General features: G+C 50.6%; 15 protein-coding genes. 9 read left to right on the top strand and 6 right to left on the bottom strand.

Going from position 1 to position 21,840, the window contains the following annotated elements; genetic code table 11:
* Positions 1-44: 44 nt before the first annotated feature.
* The 3 genes from ACKFKF_RS18710 to ACKFKF_RS18700 form a co-directional block, all read right to left on the bottom strand.
* Positions 45-1,259 (bottom strand): protein kinase domain-containing protein, encoded by a 1,215-nt coding sequence (locus ACKFKF_RS18710; protein WP_446869085.1) that lies wholly within the window; start codon positions 1,257-1,259, stop codon positions 45-47.
* 426 nt (positions 1,260-1,685) lie between these two features.
* Complete coding sequence (locus tag ACKFKF_RS18705) at positions 1,686-1,988, bottom strand: DUF3593 domain-containing protein (protein ID WP_446862125.1); 303 nt, start codon at positions 1,986-1,988, stop codon at positions 1,686-1,688.
* A gap of 49 nt (positions 1,989-2,037) precedes the next feature.
* Positions 2,038-2,346 carry a DUF2499 domain-containing protein gene (locus ACKFKF_RS18700; protein ID WP_446862124.1) on the bottom strand — a complete coding sequence of 103 codons (309 nt, stop codon included), beginning with the start codon at positions 2,344-2,346 and terminating at the stop codon, positions 2,038-2,040.
* 88 nt (positions 2,347-2,434) lie between these two features.
* Between ACKFKF_RS18700 and csaB the strand changes: the two genes are divergently transcribed.
* Complete coding sequence (gene csaB, locus ACKFKF_RS18695) at positions 2,435-3,484, top strand: polysaccharide pyruvyl transferase CsaB (RefSeq protein ID WP_446869084.1); 1,050 nt, start codon at positions 2,435-2,437, stop codon at positions 3,482-3,484.
* Positions 3,485-3,737: 253 nt separating this feature from the next.
* The gene (locus tag ACKFKF_RS18690; RefSeq protein ID WP_446869083.1) at positions 3,738-5,570 is read left to right on the top strand and encodes a hypothetical protein; all 1,833 of its coding nucleotides are present in this window, start codon (positions 3,738-3,740) and stop codon (positions 5,568-5,570) included.
* A 126-nt stretch (positions 5,571-5,696) separates the two neighbouring features.
* Here ACKFKF_RS18690 and ACKFKF_RS18685 read toward each other — a convergent pair whose 3' ends face one another.
* Complete coding sequence (locus ACKFKF_RS18685) at positions 5,697-7,844, bottom strand: flavin-dependent dehydrogenase (protein WP_446869081.1); 2,148 nt, start codon at positions 7,842-7,844, stop codon at positions 5,697-5,699.
* A 145-nt stretch (positions 7,845-7,989) separates the two neighbouring features.
* Here ACKFKF_RS18685 and ACKFKF_RS18680 point away from each other — a divergent pair, with 145 nt between their 5' ends.
* The gene (locus tag ACKFKF_RS18680; protein WP_446862120.1) at positions 7,990-8,223 is read left to right on the top strand and encodes a hypothetical protein; all 234 of its coding nucleotides are present in this window, start codon (positions 7,990-7,992) and stop codon (positions 8,221-8,223) included.
* Positions 8,224-8,287: 64 nt separating this feature from the next.
* Here ACKFKF_RS18680 and ACKFKF_RS18675 read toward each other — a convergent pair whose 3' ends face one another.
* Complete coding sequence (locus ACKFKF_RS18675; protein WP_446869079.1) at positions 8,288-9,973, bottom strand: ATP-binding protein; 1,686 nt, start codon at positions 9,971-9,973, stop codon at positions 8,288-8,290.
* A gap of 404 nt (positions 9,974-10,377) precedes the next feature.
* On the opposite strand from ACKFKF_RS18675, the gene ACKFKF_RS18670 reads away from it, so the two are divergent.
* From ACKFKF_RS18670 to larB, 5 genes are all read left to right on the top strand, one after another.
* Positions 10,378-12,432, top strand: coding sequence for an ATP-binding protein (locus tag ACKFKF_RS18670; protein ID WP_446869077.1), 2,055 nt, complete (start codon positions 10,378-10,380; stop codon positions 12,430-12,432).
* 165 nt (positions 12,433-12,597) lie between these two features.
* Positions 12,598-14,280: an ABC1 kinase family protein gene (locus ACKFKF_RS18665; RefSeq protein ID WP_446869076.1), complete on the top strand. Its 1,683-nt coding sequence runs from the start codon at positions 12,598-12,600 to the stop codon at positions 14,278-14,280.
* 45 nt (positions 14,281-14,325) lie between these two features.
* Positions 14,326-16,161, top strand: coding sequence for an ABC transporter substrate-binding protein (locus tag ACKFKF_RS18660; RefSeq protein ID WP_446869074.1), 1,836 nt, complete (start codon positions 14,326-14,328; stop codon positions 16,159-16,161).
* 39 nt (positions 16,162-16,200) lie between these two features.
* Positions 16,201-18,015 (top strand): ABC transporter substrate-binding protein, encoded by a 1,815-nt coding sequence (locus ACKFKF_RS18655; protein WP_446869073.1) that lies wholly within the window; start codon positions 16,201-16,203, stop codon positions 18,013-18,015.
* 534 nt (positions 18,016-18,549) lie between these two features.
* Entirely contained in the window at positions 18,550-19,335 is a 786-nt protein-coding gene (gene larB / locus ACKFKF_RS18650) for a nickel pincer cofactor biosynthesis protein LarB (protein ID WP_446869072.1), read from the top strand.
* Between the two features lie 171 nt (positions 19,336-19,506).
* Here larB and hppD read toward each other — a convergent pair whose 3' ends face one another.
* Positions 19,507-20,622: a 4-hydroxyphenylpyruvate dioxygenase gene (gene hppD / locus ACKFKF_RS18645; RefSeq protein WP_446869070.1), complete on the bottom strand. Its 1,116-nt coding sequence runs from the start codon at positions 20,620-20,622 to the stop codon at positions 19,507-19,509.
* A 301-nt stretch (positions 20,623-20,923) separates the two neighbouring features.
* Here hppD and ACKFKF_RS18640 point away from each other — a divergent pair, with 301 nt between their 5' ends.
* The gene (locus tag ACKFKF_RS18640) at positions 20,924-21,805 is read left to right on the top strand and encodes a helix-turn-helix domain-containing protein (protein ID WP_446869069.1); all 882 of its coding nucleotides are present in this window, start codon (positions 20,924-20,926) and stop codon (positions 21,803-21,805) included.
* Positions 21,806-21,840 lie beyond the last annotated feature (35 nt).

The raw sequence follows: 21,840 nt of genomic DNA, 5'->3' as shown, positions 1-21,840 counted from the left end.
GGCTCTCTTCCTGTGTTTTTCTCTTCCTGTGCTGTTTAAACTTTTTAAAATTGTAGGGGCGGATCGATCAGGCGAGTGGTTTCGGGCGTTGAAATTTTTTGGGGAGGCGACATCGATCGCAGCACACACCAGCTAAAGACGGGCAGCGTCAGTAAAACCAGCATGATGGGAAAGGCAAAGTCCTGAATTCGGTATGACTTTGGGCGTGGAGAGAGGCGCGGGCGAGCATTGATTCTGCTGGGTGAAGATTTGAGCAAGGCTTCTGCTTCTCTAAAACTGAGATTAAGCCCCAACTGATAGACCGTTTTCTCAGCAATAATGTCCCAATCCTCGATACTATTTTGAGGAACTATTGGGGGAATTGAAGCTGGAGTTTGTGAGTTTACCTGCAAATCTTTATGCAAATCTTTGAGCACCTCAGCAACAGATTGATAGCGTAAATTGGTGGCGTTTTCTAATAGTTTGTTGATGATTTTAGCAAGAGAATTGCTGACTGAATGGGTCATATAATCTTGCCAAATCCAATTAGCTTCGCTGCCGTCGTAGAGGTCAAAGGGCGACATTTGGGTGAGGAGGTGAATGCAGGTTGTGCCCAAACTATAGAGGTCGCTGGCGAAGACGGCTTTTCCTCTGGTCTGTTCGGGGGCAATATATTCGGCGCTTCCGATTAGCGTTCCGGTGTGGGCGAGGGTGGTTTTGGTTGCGTGTTTTGCGGCACCGAGATCAACTAAATAAAGCTTTTGGGTGTGGCGATCGCGAATAATATTGGCGGGTTTGATATCTCGATGAATCACCTGGCGATCGTGAATAAATTGCATTACAGGCAGCAAATCCTCAAGTAGCTGCCAGATTTGAGATTCAGTAAACGGCCCGTCGTCTGTCAGTTCTTGAGCGAGATTGCGCCCGTCGATGAGTTCTTGAATTAAATACTGATGTCCGGCTTGTTCAAGATGATCGAGCAGAGTGGGAATTTGAGGATGTTTGCCGAGTTCTCTGAGTCGCTGGGCTTCTTGACGAAATAGGGTAGAGGCTTTTTCTAGATGGTCGATGCCCTGTTGGGGAAAAAATTGTTTGATGATGCAGCGGCGTGAGGCGTGTGAGTCGATCGCCCAAAACGTTCTGCCAAATCCGCCTTGAGCAATCGGTTTGACCGCGAAATAGCGATTTAGCAACCTCAGTTCTGACCCACAAGCAGCACAAGTTTCTGTGAGGTCTGAGTTGTTTGGAGCGAGACAGGTGGGGTTGAGACAATAACTCATCTTTTGCGAGGGGATGAGGGAGGAGGGAAGAGGGAGGAGGGAAGAGGGAGAACTGCGATGATCTGTTCCCCCTTTGGGGGTAATCCGCTGCGCGAGGAGGGATGAAAGAACGGCTTCATTTAGATGGGTGCCCAACATTCTTTCACTTCGCTTTATTGATGTCCACTATCCACAGGTAACCTCCGGATCATCGCTAGGCATTTGAACAATTTAATGACTGGGCGACATAAGACAAGAAGATTTATCGAAAGAATATCGCTCTAATCAACGATATTCTGCATCAACTATTTGCCGGGCTGGGCAAGCCTGAACCATTTTGAGTTGTCAATTTCACGATGACGACTAAAGCAGGTTGCGATCGCGCTCTAATTCCACGCGCTTCTGGTTAGGGCTAAAAAATGTGGAAGAGTGCTGGGTTTCCTTTTGTTAGGTTGGGTCTTCTGATTTTTGCTCAGTTTGAATAATCGCCTGTCTGAAACCCAAAACTACCAGAATGTTAGAAAGGGTCAAAAAGGATTCTGCGCTGCCGTGGAGCCAATCGACGTTTGCGAGTTCTGCGCCGTACTTCACCTTTGCGTAGATGCCCGCGGGAATGGTCACCGCGACAAAAACCAGCGTCATGTAGAAGCCGATGAGAGCGAGACGAGGCGTTTTACCCGATCGCGTCAAAAACCACAGAAATCCCAAATACGGGAATAGCGACAGTCCAAATAGCGTTTCTTTCGTCATTCTAAAAAGTGATTTTGGAGCGTTACGAATGAATTCGACTAAAGCGGGTTTAGGCGTTGGGGCTGCTTTGGGTTGAGCGCCAGATCCACCAGCCCGCAATCATTAAGGTGATGTTTCCCACAACAGTCATGGCGGCTTGGAGCGTGACCACCCATGCTAGTGAAGGCGGATTGTTGAAGAAATGCCACGTACAGGCACACATGGCGCTGACTAGAGCGGGCAACATTCCCCAGGAGAGCGATCGCCACGCTAGATTTTGGCTCACTTCGGCATAGCGCCAGATCAGCCAGATTGCGGCGATCCATTCAATGACGCTAGAGACATGAATCACCCAGGTAGGGATCGAAAGGGCTTGCATAAAAGGAGTTTTGAGTTAAGTTTTGAGTTTTGAGTTTTGAGTTTTGAGGGGCTGTCCTTTAATCTAAAAACTCAGCGTTTCTTTAAGTATGGAGCAGATGCGGGCAGTTTTGTGCGGCTATTACGGGATGGGAAACGGCGGAGATGAGGCGTTGTTGGCTTCACTGCTGCAAATGTTGCCGTCTGAAATTACGCCGATCGTTCTCTCTGGCAATCCTCAACAAACTCACGATCGCTATGGGGTGGCGTGCTGCGATCGCAAGTCTTTTTTATCCGTGATGCAGGCGTTGCGGCGATCGCAAATTCTGATCTGGGGCGGCGGCAGTTTGATGCAGGATGCGACCAGTGCCATGAGTCCGTTTTATTACGGCGGTTTGATGAAGCTGGCTCAGTGGATGGGTTTGAAAACGATCGCTTGGGCCCAGGGAGTTGGCCCGCTCAACCGTCCGATCAGTCGCTGGCTGGCGAAACAGGCCTTTAAAGGCTGTGATGGCGTGAGTGTGCGCGATCGCGGCTCGGCAACTCTGTTAAACGATTGGCAAATTCCGTTTGTGATGGCTCCTGATCCGGTTTGGGCGATGGAGTCTGAGCCAGTTAAAGGATTGTGGGATTTGCCTGCGCCGAGAGTCGCGGTGAATCTTCGGGCCCATCGCCTTCTGACTCCCGATCGTCTCGCAACGCTGACTCGTGCTCTGACAGACTTTCAAAAAGCTACTCAGACCTGTTTGATTTTGTTGCCCTTTCAGAAGAGTCAGGATTTAGCGATCGCCCAATTCATTCAGCCTCAGCTTCCGGGTGCCAGCAAGATTTTGGTTTTAGAAAATCCCCAGGAATTGAAGGGCGTTTTTCGCGGGGTGGAAATGGCGATCGCGATGCGGTTTCACGGATTGATCATGGCCGCTGCTGAAGGCTGCCGATGTTTTGCGCTGAGTTATGACCCCAAAGTGAGCCAACTGATGGTCGATTTAGAGATTCCTGGCTGGGAACTGTCCGAAATTCCAACGAGCGCCAATCGGATTAGCCAAACCTGGATAGAACTTTACGCCAACGGCGATGCTCTGTCAGATGACCAGATTGGATCACTCGTCGATCGCGCCCTGATGCACCAAGACATTCTGCAAATCGTGAAGCCTATGTGAGAGTAATTTTGCGAATTCAGTGTGAACCATCCTGTCCGAAAATCCCCCAGAACTGGCAGCTTGGGGGCAGAAGACTTGAACGCAGCCTCAAACTCCGCACCCCTCAGAATGTGACTTCTATGACAGAAATTTCAAACGGTTGGATCAAATCTGGTGAACTGTCGGTATAACTAAGTTTGGAATTCTATAATCTGAGTCTCAGACGGCCACCGTTTGATCTGAGGAGTCCCCCTTTCTTCTAGGAAAAAGAGCGATGAACGAAGCCGAAAATTCAAACAGCCCTGATTGGCTTGAGTACAGCGATTCTCAGGATGACTCTGCTCAGGCGGTTGAGGGTGCGATCGAGTCTGCGATTGTCGTGCAGTCTGCTGAAGATGGCGTTCAAGAACCTGCGGAAGACGGCTGGCAAACGGTCAACTTTCCCAATGCGCTGAGTGTTGATCAGATTCCTCATGCAGAAGAATTAGAACAAGCCAATGCTCGAATTTTGCAGCTAGAACAGCAGTACAGAGCGGCGATCGACCATATTCAACTGATTGAACAGCAACAGACAATGGTCGTCGATTGCATTCGAGATCTCGAACAGCGTAACAGCGGCCTAACGACTCAAACTTTTCGCCTCGAAGAAGCCCTCGAACAGTCGCGCAAAGCCGTTCGCCTCGAAAGACGACGCTGGAAAACTCAGATGCTTGCCCAGATCGCCCAGACCGAAGAAAAACTTCAGGCACAAGCGGCGCTCGTCTCGCAAAAAGATCAGGCACTCATGGATGCCCAACACTCGATCGCTAAGCTATTTCACGAATTAGAGCAATCTCACCAAACCGCTCAAAAGCAGCAAATTCTGATCGAGACGCTCACCGGACAACTTGAATCTAGCCAGGAGCAAGTCGCTCAACTAGAACGAGAATGCGCCCTGACTCAACAGCGCTACGATGACCAGATTCAGACCGTCAGACAGGCCGAAAATTCTTGTCGAGACCTGCGATCGCGCCTCCATCGCCAACAGCGCTACACGTTACAGTTCAAAGCCGCCTTGGAGAAATGTCTGGAGGTTCCCGCTCCTCAGTCTCAGGCAGAGGTCAGCGAGATCATTGGCGAAAAATCAGACGCACCCATTCAGCTATTTGCGCCCAAAGCGCAGCCTGTTCAGCCCTGGTCAGCGCAACCTGAATATTTGGCGATCGAGCCATCGACGCAATTTGCAGAAAGCGCGATCGAGCCTGATTTCTATTCCACTCCCACGACTCCCACCGTTTGGGACGTTGAGCCAGAGCCTCCCATTCTAGACTCTATCTCAGAACTCAATTTAGAAGCCAGCACCTCAGAAGAAGCGTCTCCATTGATGCCAGATGTCTGGGCGAGTGACAGTGTAGAACTTAGTGTAGAACTTTCTGAAATCACCCTTCCTCAACCACCGACTCAGCCAACTCCAGTCAGTTACACGATCAAGCCTGTCGAAGCGCCTGACACGCCAGAAGAAACCGTCCACCACTGGAACGTTCAGCTATTTAACCCTCAGTTTGACACCCCCGCAGATCACCCTGTCTCTGAGCCGACCCACAGCGAAACCGATTTAGAACAAAAGCTGAGTGCTGCCCTTGAGACCTTTGAGACCTTTGAATCACAAACTGATGAATTACAAGCCGATAGATCACAGCCCGCTCCTGAGCCTGTATCACTAGAAAAGTCCCTTTTGGAAGAGCCTACGGCTGCGTCCACTGATGAAACTAGCGATTCGACTCCGCCAGAAGCAGAACTTGCCATTCTGGAGAGCAAAGTAGACGGAGAATCTGTGGATGAAACCCTGATCACCCCCTTTGAGCAGGTTATTCTCGACCACTTTTCATCGACTCCACTCGTCACGCTACCGTCAGCTACTCAGTCTCCTGAACCTGCTTTGGACTCCTCCCCGTTTATCACGCTCCATACAGCCCAATCTTCCGAACCTGTTGAGCAAGTTGAGGAAGTTGCGACAGTGCCTTTTCGGAACGGGCCATCTCCAGTTGTCTATCCCCTGCGATCGACCAAAAAGCGTCAGTCTCTTGCGGCTGTTGAGCTACCGAGTTTTCCGCGTCGGGGAAAGTGAAGAATGAGGGAGAACTTCGATGATCGGTTCCCCCTTTGGGGGTAATCCGCTGCGCGAGGAGGGATGAGGGATGACTTTGTTCCGCTGTGTGAGGAGGGATGAAAGGAATTCCAACCCTCTCTTTTGCTAACGGATGGGTGAGGTGACTTGGTTCTCTCTGGAGGTGCGATCGCCCACTCGATCACTTCTCATCAACTTGGGATTCGGCATGAGCTGGGGTTTTCCCATTCCGTAGGTGAGGGCGTAGGCTTGAGATAAAAGCCAGAGCCAGAGTGAGGGAAATTGCTTCTCTAAAGTGGGCTGAAACTGAAACAGAAGTTTTGGAAACCAGCCCGCCAAAAGCCAACTCAAGAGAGCACTCCAGCCAAAATTAAAATAGTTTCCTAGCCAACGCAGTAGATCTTTTGGGCCCGCCATATCCCAGATCCACAGCAGCAAAGCTGGATTTTTGAGCGCAGCGACGATCGCCATGCGGTTAAACCGTGTCCAGGTGACACGATCTTTGATAAAGGCATCGGCAATCTCTGGAGGCTGAGTCGCTAAGACATCAAAAAACGTGTTGAGCATGGCATTGACGCGCTCTGGAGGCAGCGATCGACCCGTCGGCACCATCATGCCCTTTGAAAACAGCCAGGTGACCGAAACATTGCTCTGATAGGCGTGAATGCGATCGAGGTGTTGGGCACTGAGAAGGTCGTGTTTGAGGGCAGTGTCTAATAAGTGAGTCAGGCGAGAAAGATTTCTGACCAGAGAACCAAAGCCAGTAAACACAAGCGGCGACTGTAGAGAGGCAGCATCCCCGATCGCGGTCAACCGATCAAAGGAAACGCGGCGATCGCGACTCGTCACACTAAAATGACCCGGAATGTAGCCAAAAGTCGGTTTGCGCCAAACCAGTTTTTCAGGATCACAGCGCCGATATTCCGGCAAAATCGTGAAAAAATCCTCATACATTTCCAGCAGAGAGCCGGGATTGTCAGGATGCACCTGGTGATAGTGAAACAGGTAAAACGTCAGATCGTTTCCTTCACCGGGAAATAGCTCCCAAATCAGTTGCCGTCCGCGAGAAATATCTCCATGACTGTTGAGGACATCGCCATATTGAGAGTCCCAAACGCCTGGCTCAAAACCATCCGAAATCACCGCGCCCACTGTGGGACAGACACTATCAAACGCTCGTCCGCCATTGAGTTGCCAAGCGATCGCTGAGGCTGTTCCCATTGCATCCACAAGGAGCCGTCCTGTCACTGATTTCTCAGTTTGAGTGGGTAAGTGTTTTGTTTGAATAGTGACTTGATGTTGACCAATTTCGGCACTGATAAATTCGGTTTCTTCCCAAATTTCGCCGCCACACTCGCGCAGTTTTTCACCACAGAGGCGCAGGAGTTTGTCTGAATCGATCGCCACATTCAAAACCGTGGGCGTATGTAGCACTCGCGCCTTAGACTGCGGCGGATTGTTAGCATCAAAAAATTTATGAAACCCATCCACATATTCTCTAGCGATGACGCGATCAAACTCCGCCACCGTAAATAGCCCCAGGTCAATCAAACTCTGAAACTCACTGCGAGAAATATTCCATTCCCGATTCATCCGTCCAAAGGGCAACCGCTCCATCAACAGCACCCGATACCCCAATCGAGCCATTACTGCCGCATGAATAATCCCCAGAGCGCCCCCAACATAAATCACATCGTAAGTAGGATTTTGAGCATTCTTTGAGGTAGATTCTCTTTCCTCTCTCCTCTCTCCTCTCTCCTCTCTCCTCTCCTCCCGAAACAAAACCTGCTTCGGCTCCTGCGGATTCTTCACGCCTTCACGCCAGCGTTGTTCCCACCAATAGACCCGTGTGAGGTCATATTCCCCATTGGGCATTTTTTGGAAGTAGTGGACGGTCTTGGGATAAGTTGCCGCAAGTGCCTCAAAAATAGATTGCTGAGACAGATCAATTTTGGGCGGCTCAGGATACTGTTCTGGAAAGCGAGTTCGGATAGCTTGAGTCAAATGTTTGAGAAAGGTTTGTTCTCCAGCGATCGCCTGCCCTGCCCACCGAAACACCTTTAAATACGTGGAGCGCTGAAGTGACCAGACAAAAATTGATAGCTCTGAGTCATTTTCAGGAATAGCGGCATTAGACTGTGTTGCAAATCGTAGCCGAAACCCCTCTGGCGTAAGCACCTTTTCGCCGACTGCGGGCGCATACTCCTGCTGTAGCCAAGCTCTTGCCATCTCGACATCTGGAGTAGGAATCTCTAAATAAAGGATTTCTTTCATCGAAAAATTTGAACTCCGTATAAATTACCAAGAGGGAGGGGTTGACAGCGGATCAAAATACGCTACACTCCTGATACTCAAGCCGAATTACGAAACTTTACAACTCTCTCATGATCCTCAGATCATTGTGTTCCGAATGCCCGCCATGAACTATCCTATTCCAGCTAACCCCCAAGAAATCGCCGCTCTAAGACAAAAACCAGTCAATGAAGAACTGATTGCGTCGGCGATCGCGGGAGTCGTCCAGGTGGCACGAGATAAAGGGCAATCTCTAGAGGATCTGATGGCTGAGGTTTTGGCAGATGATATGCTGCTGGATCGATCGCAGAGACGCTGGCTGGGTGAGATTGTGGCTCAAGCGTGGGAGCGACTTCCTTAAGAGAGTCTTAATCCCTCTTAACCGTTAATTCTTCGGGCAATTTGGGTACAAGCAAAAGTACTTTTTAATCGATACTTCTGCCTCTAACGGTTTGCGCTCTCTGTGGAATGGAAAGGGGAGCCTTCTCGATCGTCCGTTCTTGGACTCGATGCGACTGAAAGTGTTTTTGCCAGAGTTCGGGTGCGTTGAGTGTTTCGCCACCGTGTTTCGTCAATCTTTGCCGCACCTTACAGAGAACGGGAGTGTTGACGCAAGCGCCTGATATGATTACCTGTCCTTTGGTCAAGGCTGGTAACTCTTTGAGCAAATCTCGCCCTGCCGCCTCTACGCCATATTTCAGACTCTCCTGATCCACCGGGTTGACAATCCGCATGATGAACTGACTCATACATTGAGACAAGACATCCGAGTCAATTTTGCCGGGACGCTGCGTGATCAGCCCAATCCCTAGCCCAAATTTTCGACCTTCACTCAAAATGGTTCGTAAAACGGCCTTACAGCGAGACGGCTCGTTAGCGGGGGCAAACCGATGGGCTTCTTCTAACAAAATAAAGACAGGATAGGGCAGATAGTTTTCGTCGTTGGATTCGACCAGTCCCCGGTGAGTGTTCATGCGAGCCTGATTGGACTGTCGCAAAACCGCCGCACAGATCACCTGCTGTTCTTCCTGATTGATCTCATTCATTTGCAAAACAGTCACCTGTCCCGGCTCAAACAAGTCTCTAGGACTAACCGTATGCTCAAACGTGTGGAAATATTGCGATCGCTCCAGTCGTTCTAGTTTCCATTCCAACGCTGGGGCCGAAGAGCCTTGCTTGAGGTTGCCTTCGTCATCTTCTTGGACATCGGCTTCTCGCACGGCTGCAATGAGATCTTGCACACTCCAGCGATGCTCTCCTCTTTTGTGCTTTTGCAGCAGTCGAAATGCTTTGTTGAGAATAGACTGCTGACGATCGCTCATTTCTGGCAGCAGACTCAAGATATCGTAATAATCTAGCGACGACATGCGAATCCGAATATCTTCGGGAGTCAACACCTTAACCTGAGGCGCGTAGCCGTCTTCTGAGGCAAATTTGGGATGTCCTCGCATTTCGGTCAGCGTGCCGTATTCACCATGAGGGTCGAGAATCAGCACCGCCGCTCGATTGTGGGGCAACATCAATTCCTCAACCAAAACGCCTGCCGTATAGGATTTTCCCGATCCCGTCCCCGCTAAAATCGCCATGTGGGTGCTGACTAGCTCCTTGACATCGAGGGCGATCGGTACTGCGTCCGTTTCTCTCAGCAACAAAGACCCAATGTGAGCCGAGCCAACGTCTTTGGGCTGCCGACGATTTAACACATGCCGCAGCATTAGATTGTCAGCTAGACAGACCTTTGCGCCCGGATCAGGGGTTTTACGGGGATTCATAAAGCCCAGTCCCGGATCAAAATAGCCAATCACATCGACTGCGACCTCGTAGATCTCCGGATTGTCGTAAGTGAAACCCACAAGAGCGGCGATCGCCTCCGGACTGATTTCGGTATCGGCAAAGATGCGATCGGGCAGGTGATCGATTAAGCGGCGTGCAGAAATTTTCCCCAAAATCTTGCGACGAACGCTAGTATCCAAAACCTCGTAGTACACGTACTCTCCGATCTTGACATAGCGGTTGTCAGAGGTAATGAAAACATACTGATTACCGTTTTCACCGGGGCCTTTCACCGTCCCAACCACGCTAGGAGAGAGAGAAGATTGCGCTGAGGTCATGTTGGCTAAGGAGAGTTGTGATAGATTAGAGCGATCGCTTAAGTGTTCGTTCAAGTGTACTATGTCAACCCCAAAAAGCAATCAATCGTGACCTAAGAACACGTCATTCCGTATACTGTACACCGTATTCCAAATTCAGCTATTCCTGACTTCCTCAGTGCAACTTAGGAGCTTTTGAGAACGATCATCACTAATCGTAGGGAAATTACGGATACCGTAAAATTCTGCACACTGTAATCTGAGAGCTAACGACACTCACGGGTAAAGTGGTGGGCTAAAAATGACTCCACTTTCGCTTTCGGTTTTAGAGTCACTCGGTCAAACATATTTTGGGTGAGGGGACTCTACAGTTCAGAAACTATGAGCATGACCACAGGATGCAAGCAAGAGTTTCGCGATCCAAAATGGAATCGCCAGAAGTAGCGGGGCGCTTGCTAGACCCTGCCCATTCCAGAGAAGAGCGTCTTCTCATTCCTTCCGAATGCCCTTCCGAATGCAAGTCTTCACCCACCAGTTATCCGGTTGAACCCGCTCTCGTGCATCAAAGCCCAACCCAACCCGTTCAGCAGCTATCTGAAATGCTGCTATGGCATCAAATAACCCAAGCTGTTGTCACGAGTTCGCAGCCAGAAACCGTCCTGTCTAAAATTGCAGCGATTTTGGGCGAATTTTTTGCAGTAGATGCCTGCCTAATCTCTGTCTCAGCGAGTCATCAACCTCAGCGTCAAGCCTATTGGTTTGTAGACCAACACACGACACGAGTTGAAGGTTTGACTCCCTACTGGGAGATTGCCGACACAGCACTTACAAATTCGGGCTTCATCATTTCTGATTTACAAACTAGTGAGGCCACTTCCACCTCGAAAACGCTGCCTTTTCGAGCCGTAATGGCGGTTGAGACTCGTTTTCAAGGTCAGGTGAATGGCGTGGTCATCCTGCTGCGATCGCTCCCCCACTCCTGGTCAGACGCTGAGGTAGCAACGTTGAATACGACCTCCCCTCAAGTTGCCGCTGCAATCTCCCAGGTTTTACTCCAGCATCAAGTTCTTAAGCAAGCCCAGTATCAGTCGCTGATTCGTCGCCTCACGATGTCGATTCAGGACTGCGTAGATCTCCCCAAAATTCTCAAGTTGGCCGTTGATGGCACGGCTCAAGCGCTTCAAGTCAAACGAGGGTTTGTGCTGCGGTTAAAGTATTGGGACCCGCGACACAGCATTCGATCAAGTGTCGATCGCGTTTCTAGAGCTAGAGTGATCGTAGAGTGTGAATGGCGGCAAGAAGTGGAGCGGGCGATCAGCCTAGAACTATCTCCTCTCGCCGAAACTCCAGTCAGTCAGTCTTTCTGGGTTTCAGAATGTGTCCTCTGTGAACACGCTATCAGCAGCACTTCTGGGGCTTTGACGTTTAGTGATGCCCATGAGTTTCCGCCGCAAATCGAATCGACGGGGATCGCTCCCATTTTTGACCCCGCCCAGATGCCTGCGTTGCTGTTGGTGCCCCTCGAAAGCAAAAACAAACTGTTAGGATTCATTGCCCTACAACATGACCAGCCTCGAACCTGGCAGCCTGATGAGATCGAGCTTGCTGAATTGGTGAGCGCTCAAATCAGTTCAGCCATCATCCAGACTGAGACGCTGCGTCAAGTAGAATCTCTGGTCGAAGAGCGGACGGCCCAACTTCAACAAAGCCTTGAGCTTCAGGCCAAACTGTATGAGGTTACGCGCAGGCAGATCGAAAAGCTGCGAGAAATGAACCAGCGAATGGATGAATTTCTCAGCACCTTGAGCCACGAACTGCGTACCCCATTAACAAGCATGATGTTGGCAATCCGAATGCTGCGAGAAGCGGAGTTGCCAACCGATCGTCGCACTCAATATCTCAACATTTTGGAACAGCAGTGCGCTCAAGAGACCAATTTGATTAATGATCTGCTGGCACTTCAAGAACTGGAGACTAAGCAGGTTCCTATTCAGCTTCAAAAGGTCGATCTCAAGCAGGTTGTCAGCGATCTGACACAGCCTTTCTATCAGCGTTGGGGACTCAAAGGTTTGAATCTGGAGGTCGATCTACCCAAGCGATCGCTCAATCTCAACACCGATTTGTCTAGCCTTAACCGGATTCTTTTGGAACTATTGACCAATGCAGGCAAGTATTCTGACCCCAACAGCACAGTTTCGCTAAAGGTGACTCAGCAAACGGGTCAGCAAATTGCATTCACCCTGTCAAACTATGGGCCTGGCATCTCAGAAGAAGAGCTACCCCATATTTTTGAGAAGTTCCGTCGCTGTCAAGGGATGACTCAGAATGCGGTTCCGGGTACAGGATTGGGGCTGGCGTTGGTGAAGAGTCTGGTGCAGCATTTGAATGGGACGATCGCGGCGACGAGCATTCCCTCAGAGGGTCATCACGAAACTTGCTTCACCGTGTTGCTACCCCAAAATCTTGAGATCGTCGAATAAATCGCTGTTTGATCCGTAGTTTTGATTGAGGAATCAGTAGATACCCCCAGCGGGAATCTGACGACCTTTCTCGGCGAATTCTATCAAGCCATTCTTGACGATTTAGTAAGTGTATTGAGGCTTTCCTGTTTTGTCGGGGAAGACTGGGTATAATACCCTGAAGTTATGTTACAAACTGCGACACCCCATTCTCTCCGCTGGCAACAGCAAAACTACTCTCCCCTGGCCAGACAGGTGGATATTTCGGTGTCGGCAGCCAAATTTGCCTTTAACCTGTGGTGGGATCGCAACGTTGCAGACCGATCGCCCCAACATCGTAATCGTCGCGCTCAATGGTTAGCGGGAACGCTGCTCGATCTAGGGCCAACCTTTATTAAGATCGGGCAGGCCCTCTCTACACGGGCTGATTTGCTCCCGATCGAGTACGTGAACGCGCTGACAAAGCTTCAAGATCAAGTTCCGCAGTTTGGGGCAGATCAAGCGATCGCTATTGTTGAATCAGAATTAGGAAGTTCGTTACAAACGCTTTATCGAGAGTTCGATCGCATTCCTTTAGCCGCAGCAAGTCTGGGACAGGTACATCGGGCCCGACTGCACACGGGCGAAGAAGTGGTGGTGAAGGTGCAGCGTCCGGGTTTGGATCGACTGTTCAAGCTTGATTTACAGGTTTTGAGTCGATTGGTGAGGTGGAGTACGCGCTACTTTCCGAGTGCCCGACAGTACGATTTAGATGCGATTTACGGCGAGTTTGCGGACATTTTGTGGAAAGAAGCGGACTACATTCAAGAAGCGATGAACGCCGATCGCTTTCGCCATAATTTTGCGGATCATCCGCGCATTGTGGTTCCCAAAGTTTATCCTCGTTACACGACTCAAAGAGTGTTGACGATGGAATATGTGCCTGGAATCAAAGTCAATGATCGCCAAAGTTTGGAGGCGATCGGCATTGATCCCAAGGAAATCAATCATCTGGGTATTTGCGCTTATCTTAAGCAACTGTTGCAGGATGGTTTTTTTCAAGCTGATCCCCATCCTGGTAATATGGCGGTGACTCAAGACGGCAGGCTGGTTTTCTACGATTTTGGCATGATGTCAGAGGTGCAGCCGCTCAACCGCGATCAAATGGTCAAGACGTTTTTTGCTGTACTGAAGAAGGACACGGATGAAGTCGTCCATACGCTAGTGGATATGGGCTTGATCGAAACGGTGACGGACATGACCCCGATCAAGCGAGTGGTAGGATTTTTAGTCGATCGCTTCACTGAGCGGCCGATCGAGGTTCAGGATTTTAAGAGTTTGCGCGGTGAGATGTATACGCTGTTTGAGCAGCAGCCTTTTCGCCTCCCCGCTAAGATGACGTTTATTATCAAGGCGTTGACAACGCTGGATGGGGTGGCGCGGGAGCTTGACCCGCAATATAGCCTGCTGGTAGCCGCAAAGCCCTTTGTGACTAGTCTTGTGGTCGCGTCTCCGAGACAGGGCAGTGGGTTGGGCGAGTTGGCGCGGCAGGCGAAAGGCTATTTAACGTTTCAACTCAACAAGCCCAACGCTACAGAACAGGCGCTACGGCGGTTAGAAGCCCGCTTGGAGCAAGGAGAATTGCAGATTCGGGTGCAGTCTGTGGAGAGCGATCGCCACCTCAAAACGCTGCGGCTGGCTGTGAAGGCGTTGCTATATGCCTGTTTGACGGGCTTTTCTGCATTATCGGGGACGGTTTTGCTGGTGGGAGGCGCGTATTCGGGTGGGGCGATCGCAGCCTTTGTGCTGGCGGGCGTGTCGGGCACGTTTTTATTGAAGTCTTTGATTCGGTTGGCGATTCGGGAGAAGCTTGATCGCTTGGCAGGTTAAAAAAGTCCCCCATAAAATCGCGGTAGGGTGTAGAAAGGATTCAGGATGCCTGCTTTGAGATGGCTGGCAGTTCCGATCGTTGACCTTTTTGCACGCGGCGCTATGGTTTCTTTCTCTAAAAAATTTCGGCGGTTTTGGCTGGTAGGGATCATTCTCCTGGCGATGGCGCTTACAGGGTGTGATCCGCAAGATTATCGAACGCAGGCGGCTCAGGTGTCTCAGATTGTGGAAAGTCAGATTGGCGATCCCAAGACGTTTAACTTCGCGCTGAGTAATGAGAGTCCCAATGTGTTTGGCTACATTTATGAGGGACTGATCGGCGAAAATGCGTTAACCGGAGAGCTAGAACCTGCGCTGGCGGAGTCGTGGACGATTTCGGACAATAAGCAGCAGGTGGTGTTTACAATGCGTCCGGGGTTGAAGTGGTCGGATGGGGAGCCGCTGACGGTGGATGATGTGGTCTTTACCTATCAGGATATTTACCTCAATCCTAGGATTCCGACTGACATTCAGGATCTGTTGCGGATTGGCAAAGCGCGAAAGTTGCCGACGGTGAAAAAGCTGGACGATCGTCGCGTTGAGTTTTCGACACCGGAACCGTTTGCGCCTTTTTTGCGAAATAGTACGGGCTTGCCGATTATGCCTGCTCACATTTTGCGAGAGACGGTGACGCAGAAGGACAAAGAGGGCAATCCGCTCTTTCTCACCACCTGGGGCACGGGGACAGACCCGAAGAAGATTATCTGTAATGGCCCTTACACGCTGGATGAGTATGTGACGAGTCAGCGAGTGATCTTTCGGCGCAACCCTTATTATTGGCGCAAAGATAATCAAGGCAACCAGCAGCCTTATGTTGAGCGAATTGTCTGGTCTGCGGTCGAAAACCAGAATCTTTCACTGCTGCAATTTCGCTCAGGTGGCCCTGACGCGATCGAACCGCTTCGCCCGGAAGACTTTCCTTTGTTGAAGCAGGAAGAGAAGCGGGGGAAATTTACGCTGCATGTGGGCGGCCCGCGTCCTGGAACGACGTTCATCGCGTTTAATCTAAATCAGGGGCGGCGTAAAGGGAAGCCAGTCGTCGATCCAATTAAGTCTCGCTGGTTTAATAATGTGAAGTTTCGGCAGGCGGTGGCCTATGGGATCGATCGTCAGAAAATCGTCAACAATATCTATCGCGGCGTTGGGGTTCTGGTAAATTCGCCGATCATTTCTCAAAGTCCGTTCTTTCTTCCACCCGAAAAGGGACTGAAGGTTTATAACTATGAGCCTCAAAAATCAAAGGAGCTTTTGAAAGAAGCTGGGTTCAAATACAATCCCCAGGGGCAGTTGTTGGATGCAGATGGTAATCGAGTCCGGTTTACGCTGATGACCAACGCTGAGAATACATTTCGGGTGGCGATGACGGCTCAGATTAAGCAGGATCTCAGTAAGTTAGGCATTCAGGTAGACTTGAACCCGATCAACTTCAACTTAATGCTTGACAAGCTTGACAACTCGCTCGATTGGGATTGTTACTTGATTTTGATGGGGGGCGGTGGACGCGATCCGCACGGTGGCACCAACGTCTGGTCTACCGAAGGGTCTTCTCATAGCTTTAATGCGCCGAGTACGCCGAGTCGTCCGATCGAAGGTCGGGTGATCGCGCCCTGGGAGGCTGAAATCAGTCGCCTGTATATCGAAGGGTCACAAGAACTAGACGAAACCAAGCGTAAAGCCATCTACGCCCGGACTCAGCAACTTTCTCAGGAGTACCTGCCCTGGATTCCGTTGGCGAATGGGTTGTTGTTGGCGGCGGTGCGCGATCGCATTCAAAAGATTGAGTACCCAGAGCTAGGCGATGCGCTGTGGAACATTCGAGAATTGCGAACGGTGGATGAGTGATGTAGAAGGGTGTCAAGAGTCACTAAATTAATCATCAGCATGAGAAAGGTTCTTTTGGGCGATCGCTTTCGCAGAGGGTTGTGTGTCATCTGGGCGATCGCTGTTTTGTGGACGATCGGGGGGTGCAGTTCGACGGACTTGAGGAGTCAAGCGGCGCAGGGGACGCAATTAGTTTTAAGTACGCTCAATGATCCCAAAACGTTTAACCCGGCATTGATCCAGGAGTTTCCGAATATTTCGCTCTTTTGCTTTGAAGGGTTGACGCAGGAAGATGGCGTGACGGGCAAGATCAAGCCTGCGCTGGCGGAGTCGTGGACAATTTCGACTGACCGCAAACATGTGACCTTCAAGCTGCGTGAGGGGCTGAAGTGGTCGGATGGTCAGCCTTTGACGGCGGATGATGTAGTGTTTACGTTTGAGACGATTTTTAACCCCAAGATTCCTACTGACTGGAAGGACGCGCTAAAAATTGGCGTGAAGGGGGAGTTTCCGACGGTTCGCAAGCTGGATAATTTGCGCGTCGATTTCACATTGCCGGAGCCGTTTGCGCCGTTGTTGAGTGTGATGACTGGGGCACCTGACAATGTAGTAATTTTGCCGAAGCACATTCTGGGGGAGACCGTGAAGGCGATCGGCAAGGACGGCAATCCTAAATTTCTCTCAACCTGGGGCACGGATACTGACCCAACGAAACTAGTGGTGAACGGGGCTTATCAGATGGAGAGCTTTACCGGAGGGCAGCGGCTCGTTTATCGACGCAATCCTTACTACTGGCGCAAAGATGAGCAGGGGACACAATTACCGTATGTCGATCGCATTATCTGGCAGTTTGTTGAGAATGTAGATACCCAGCTTTTGAGATTTCGATCGGGCGATCTGGATGCGATGGGAGACGCTCGGCCGCTGCGTCCTGAATACTTCTCACTGCTCAAGCGCGAAGAGAAACGGGGCAGCTTTGAGGTCAAAAACGGGGGCGCGTGGTCAGGCACTCTCTACATGGCGTTTAACCTCAACAAGGCGCGGGATCAAAAAGGGAAGCCAGTCGTTGATCCGATTAAGTCGGCTTGGTTTAATACTTTGGCGTTTCGTCAAGCGGTGGCCTATGGAATCGATCGCGATCGCATCAACAACAATATTTTTCGCGGCTTGGGCACAATTCAAAATTCGCCCATTACCGTTCAGAGTCCGTTCTTTCTATCTCCCAAGGAGGGCTTAAAGGTCTATAACTACAACCCTGACAAATCGCGAGAACTGCTCAAAGGGGCGGGGTTTAAATACAATGCTCAGGGGCAGTTGATAGATGCTAGGGGTAATCGAGTCCGTTTTACGTTTAACACCAATGCAGGGAATAAGGTGAGAGAAGCGATCGGGGCACAGGTTAAACAAGATCTCAGCAAGATTGGCATTCAAGTAGACTTTAACCCGATCAACTTCAACACGCTGACCGACAAGATCTCCAGCACTCGCGATTGGGACGTTCACATGATTGGTTTTACAGGGGGGGTCGAGCCTCACGGCAGCGCTAATCTTTGGATGAGTGGGGGCGGTTCGCATTCTTTCAACTTAAAGCAGCAACCCGGACAGTCCCCGATTCAAGGTTGGGAAGCCAACGATTGGGAAAAAGAAATCGATCGCCTCTTTATCACCGGGGCCAGAGAACTCGACTTTGAGAAACGCAAACAAATCTACGCGCAGTTTCAAAAAATAGTGCAGGAACAGCTACCTGTGATTCATCTCGTGAATGACTCAGCGTTGATGGTGGTGCGCGATCGAGTCCAGGGTCTCAAGTATTCAGGTCTGCCCACTTGGGGACTTTGGAATATCGAAGAACTGAGAATTAGGGATGAAGGATGAGAAGACAGGGAGGAGGGAGGAGGGAGGAGGGATGAAAGTAGGGCTTTGAGTGATGCAACCTGTGATCGTGGCTCTGATAGATTGAAAATTCTGTTTTAAGCTTGAAACTTTGCGGATGACCAGAAAAGCATCGTGCTGGACTTGCTAGACATCCTGCGCCTACCTCAGACCATCACTGCCGAACCCTGAATCATCCCACTCCCACCTCAGAGTATCGTCAACTCACCTCAGAGTATCGCACTTGATTCTTTGAGCACCGTCAACCCACCTTAGAGCATCAGCAACCCACCTCAGAGTATCGCGCTTGATTCTTTGAGTATCGCCAACCCACTTCAGAGTATCGTCAACTCACCTCAGAGTATCGCGCTTGATTCTTTGAGTATCGCCGTCTCACCCTGAAGTATCCTGCTTGATTGTTTGAGTATCACCAACCCACCTCAAACTATCACCGCCGCACCTCAGACCATCAACTCAGATATAAACCGCTTCCCATTCGTCCCTCCTCACTCCTTACTCCTCACTCCTCACTTCAAAATGACTCAACCCGAAGTTCTCAAAAATCTCCTCAACGCCGTCGCCCAAGGAAACGTCAGCCCAGACGAAGCCATGACCAAACTCAAGCATCTCGACTACGAACCCGTCGGAGACTTTGCACACATCGACCATCATCGTGCCCTGCGGACTGGTTTTCCAGAAGTGATCTGGGGACAAGGCAAAACCCCCGACCAAATCGCTCAAATTATGGAGGCAATGCGCGATCGAGCCTCCGTTGTCATGGCTACCCGCGTCGATCCTGAAACCTACGCCTGGATCAAAGAGATGATCCCCGATGCTGAATACTACTCAATGGCTCGAATCTGTGCCCTAAAGCGTTCTGCCAACTCATCTCAGAGCTACACGAATCCGGGGACGATCGGCATCCTCTCGGCAGGCACCGCTGATCTCCCCGTCGCCGAAGAAGCGGCCGTCACAGCAGAACTTTCTGGCTTTCACGTCAAGCGACTATGGGATGTAGGCGTTGCGGGCATTCATCGACTGTTGGGCAATCTGCATGTGATCGCCGATGCTGACGTGCTGATTGTCGTGGCTGGAATGGAGGGAGCCTTACCCAGTGTGGTGGCGGGTCTGGCAAACTGTGCGATCGTCGCAGTTCCCACAAGTGTCGGCTATGGGGCCAGCTTCAACGGTCTCGCCCCGCTTCTCACCATGCTCAATTCTTGTGCCGCAGGCGTAGGAGTCGTCAACATCGATAACGGCTTTGGGGCCGCAATTCTAGCCGGACAAATCCTCAGAACGGCTGCCAGACTCAAAGCTCAATAGCTGAGAATGTTAATTGAGCAAGTTTTTTTGCTTCGTTGTTCAGCGCTTCTGCCCCCCAAGCTGCCAATTCTGGAGGACTTTAAGAGAAGAGTTCCAGTTCATCCCTCCTCCCTCCTCCCTCCTCGCGCAGCGGATTACCCCCAAAGGGGAACAGATCATCGCAGTTCTCCCTCATCCCTTCAAACTGCCTCGCCTGAGTTGCTCACGCTCGATCGCTTCAAACAACGCCCGAAAGTTTCCTTCTCCAAAGCCCTGTGCTTGTAGAAGTCGATCGTCCAGTGCATAAGTTCGCCGCTCGATCAGTTCAAAAAAGAAAGTCGGACACTCAAAGATCGGCTGAGTAAAAGTTTGAATCAACACCCCCTCTGGTCGATCGGTTTGCCAATCTACCAAAAGCTGTTGCGCTCTAATCTCCATCAGTTGAGACTCAGAAAGCCGATAACTGGGACGCTGTTGTAGCTGCGTGTAATAACAGTCTGGAACCTGCAAAAAAGATAAACCCGTCTGACGAAACCGAGCGATCGCCTCCACAATATTTTCAGTGTGCAACGCAATATGTTGAATGCCTGCCCCCCGATTCAAATCCAAAAACTCCTGAATTTGTGAGCTTTCCGAAGTCGGCTCATTGATGGGCAACTTCACCGAACTGTCGGGATACTGCATGACACGACTGCACAACCCAGAGCGATCGGTCTTAATCGCAAACATCTGCTGCGGCTGAAACCCTAAAACTGCCTCATACCATCTAACCGCTTTCCCTAAGTCTCCTGATGCGACATTGAGAACGACGTGATCGATTTCGGTGAATTGGGTGAGGTGTGAGGTGTGAGGTGTGAGGTGTGAGGCGTGAGGCGTGAAGCGTGAGGAATCTAGCAAGCTTGGACTGCTTGAAGCTGTTCGCTCAATCAAAGTGTGTTTCAGCGTTCCCCAGGCGGCGATTTGAGCTGATTTGACCCTTGCTTGAGCGTCAAGTCGAATTGGCTGTAACACTGGAGTGCCAAGCGCGATCGCCCTTTCTATCACCGCCTCTAAATCCTGCACACAAAACGCCACATCGACTACGCCCGGAGGATGTTGCTGTAAAAAACGCTTGACAGGACTGGACGCGGCTAAAGGCGACGAGAGCAAAAACTTAACGGCACCATTGACGATCGTTTCCGTTTGAGTGTCATGATTCTGATTCTGCTCAATCGCTTGAAACCCCATCTTGTCAACGAACCAATTTCGAGATGCGATCGCATCGTTTACATAAAAATGAATATGGTCAATTTTCATAAAAGCCAGCAAATTTGTCCAAAAAGCTTGCCTGTTGATTTTGCCGCGATTATCGAATTTTCAGGTCACTCTCAAGGAATAAACCAGATTGATCGAGACATTCCCCAGTTTTTCAGCTTCCATATCCGCACAGGGCTGACTCATCTCATTGGGCTGACAAGGATGACCCTCCTCTGCATCTTTATTTACATTTCTTTACGTCATTCTCCATCATACTGAACTCATCTCTAAATCGAGCAGCGCACTGATACCAAGCCGTTACTCTTGACTGAGATGGTACAGGCTGTTCTATCGTTTTAGAGTGAGATTAGTTGTGAAAAGAGGGGGAAGTGTGGAGTATCTGGAGTCATCGGGGCAGGCAGAACAGTTGCGAGAAATTGGGTCAAAACTCAGCCAAGAACGTCAAGCGCGATCGATATCCCTAGAAGAAATTGCCGCAAAAACCTACATTCCCATGCGATTGTTGGGCGCGATCGATACAGGTCGCCTGGATCTGTTGCCAGAGCCTGTCTTTATTCAAGGATTTATTCGTCGCTACGCGGATGCAGTAGGCTTAGACGGTACGGTTTTGTCAAAGGGGTTCTCGATCGAACAGCCGCAAGCCCCACCCAAGCCAAATCTGATGGAAGCCCCTCAACACCCGCCCGAAGAGGTCTATCAGCCTCCTGTCTCTAACCAACCTAACTGGCTCTACGTTGTCGGCGGCGTAGTTGGATTGGGTGTCCTAGGACTGATCGCCACCAGTCTTGCCAACCGCCCCAAAGTGGCGGAGCCATCCAAACCGATCTCGACTCAAAAGCCTGTTGTATCAGCCGCTTCATCTCCCGCCAAAAAAACCTCACCCAAGGCGAGTCCGAGTGTGGTTGCTGCAAGCTCTGTCAAGGTTTCACCGAGTCCGAGTGTGGCTCCTTCACCGAGTCTCAGTCCTGCTGTCGCAACGGGCCCAGTCGAGGTCAAGGTCAACTTAATCGACGAAAGCTGGGTAGAAGTCCAGGTAGACGGCAAGCTGGCCTACGAGGGAACGCTACCCAAGGGCACACAAAAAAGCTGGTCAGGTAAGCAGCAGGTGGTGATCAGTTCGGGCAATGCGGGCGCAGTCTCGGCATCCTTTAACAATACAACCGCAAAACCTTTAGGAGCCTTGGGCGCAGTCACATCGGTGAGCTTTCCACCTGTCGCTTCTGCTGGGAATTAGGGATGCTGGACATGGGACTAAGCAGCATTTAGAGT

It is taken from the genome of Phormidesmis sp. 146-12 (assembly GCF_052939495.1).
The sequence above is the reverse complement of the archived record's forward strand: the minus strand, read 5'-3'. Positions and strand labels throughout refer to the sequence as shown.

Excerpts from the sequence above, each read along its gene's own strand:
- ACKFKF_RS18655 (WP_446869073.1), top strand. The coding sequence starts at position 16,201 with ATGAGAAAGGTTCTTTTGGGCGATCGCTTTCGCAGAGGGTTGTGTGTC.
- ACKFKF_RS18700 (WP_446862124.1), bottom strand. The coding sequence starts at position 2,346 with ATGCAAGCCCTTTCGATCCCTACCTGGGTGATTCATGTCTCTAGCGTC.
- ACKFKF_RS18665 (WP_446869076.1), top strand. The coding sequence starts at position 12,598 with ATGTTACAAACTGCGACACCCCATTCTCTCCGCTGGCAACAGCAAAAC.
- ACKFKF_RS18680 (WP_446862120.1), top strand. The coding sequence starts at position 7,990 with ATGAACTATCCTATTCCAGCTAACCCCCAAGAAATCGCCGCTCTAAGA.
- larB (WP_446869072.1), top strand. The coding sequence starts at position 18,550 with ATGACTCAACCCGAAGTTCTCAAAAATCTCCTCAACGCCGTCGCCCAA.
- ACKFKF_RS18690 (WP_446869083.1), top strand. The coding sequence starts at position 3,738 with ATGAACGAAGCCGAAAATTCAAACAGCCCTGATTGGCTTGAGTACAGC.
- ACKFKF_RS18710 (WP_446869085.1), bottom strand. The coding sequence starts at position 1,259 with ATGAGTTATTGTCTCAACCCCACCTGTCTCGCTCCAAACAACTCAGAC.
- ACKFKF_RS18670 (WP_446869077.1), top strand. The coding sequence starts at position 10,378 with ATGGAATCGCCAGAAGTAGCGGGGCGCTTGCTAGACCCTGCCCATTCC.
- ACKFKF_RS18685 (WP_446869081.1), bottom strand. The coding sequence starts at position 7,844 with ATGAAAGAAATCCTTTATTTAGAGATTCCTACTCCAGATGTCGAGATG.
- ACKFKF_RS18675 (WP_446869079.1), bottom strand. The coding sequence starts at position 9,973 with ATGACCTCAGCGCAATCTTCTCTCTCTCCTAGCGTGGTTGGGACGGTG.
- ACKFKF_RS18660 (WP_446869074.1), top strand. The coding sequence starts at position 14,326 with ATGCCTGCTTTGAGATGGCTGGCAGTTCCGATCGTTGACCTTTTTGCA.
- csaB (WP_446869084.1), top strand. The coding sequence starts at position 2,435 with ATGGAGCAGATGCGGGCAGTTTTGTGCGGCTATTACGGGATGGGAAAC.
- ACKFKF_RS18705 (WP_446862125.1), bottom strand. The coding sequence starts at position 1,988 with ATGACGAAAGAAACGCTATTTGGACTGTCGCTATTCCCGTATTTGGGA.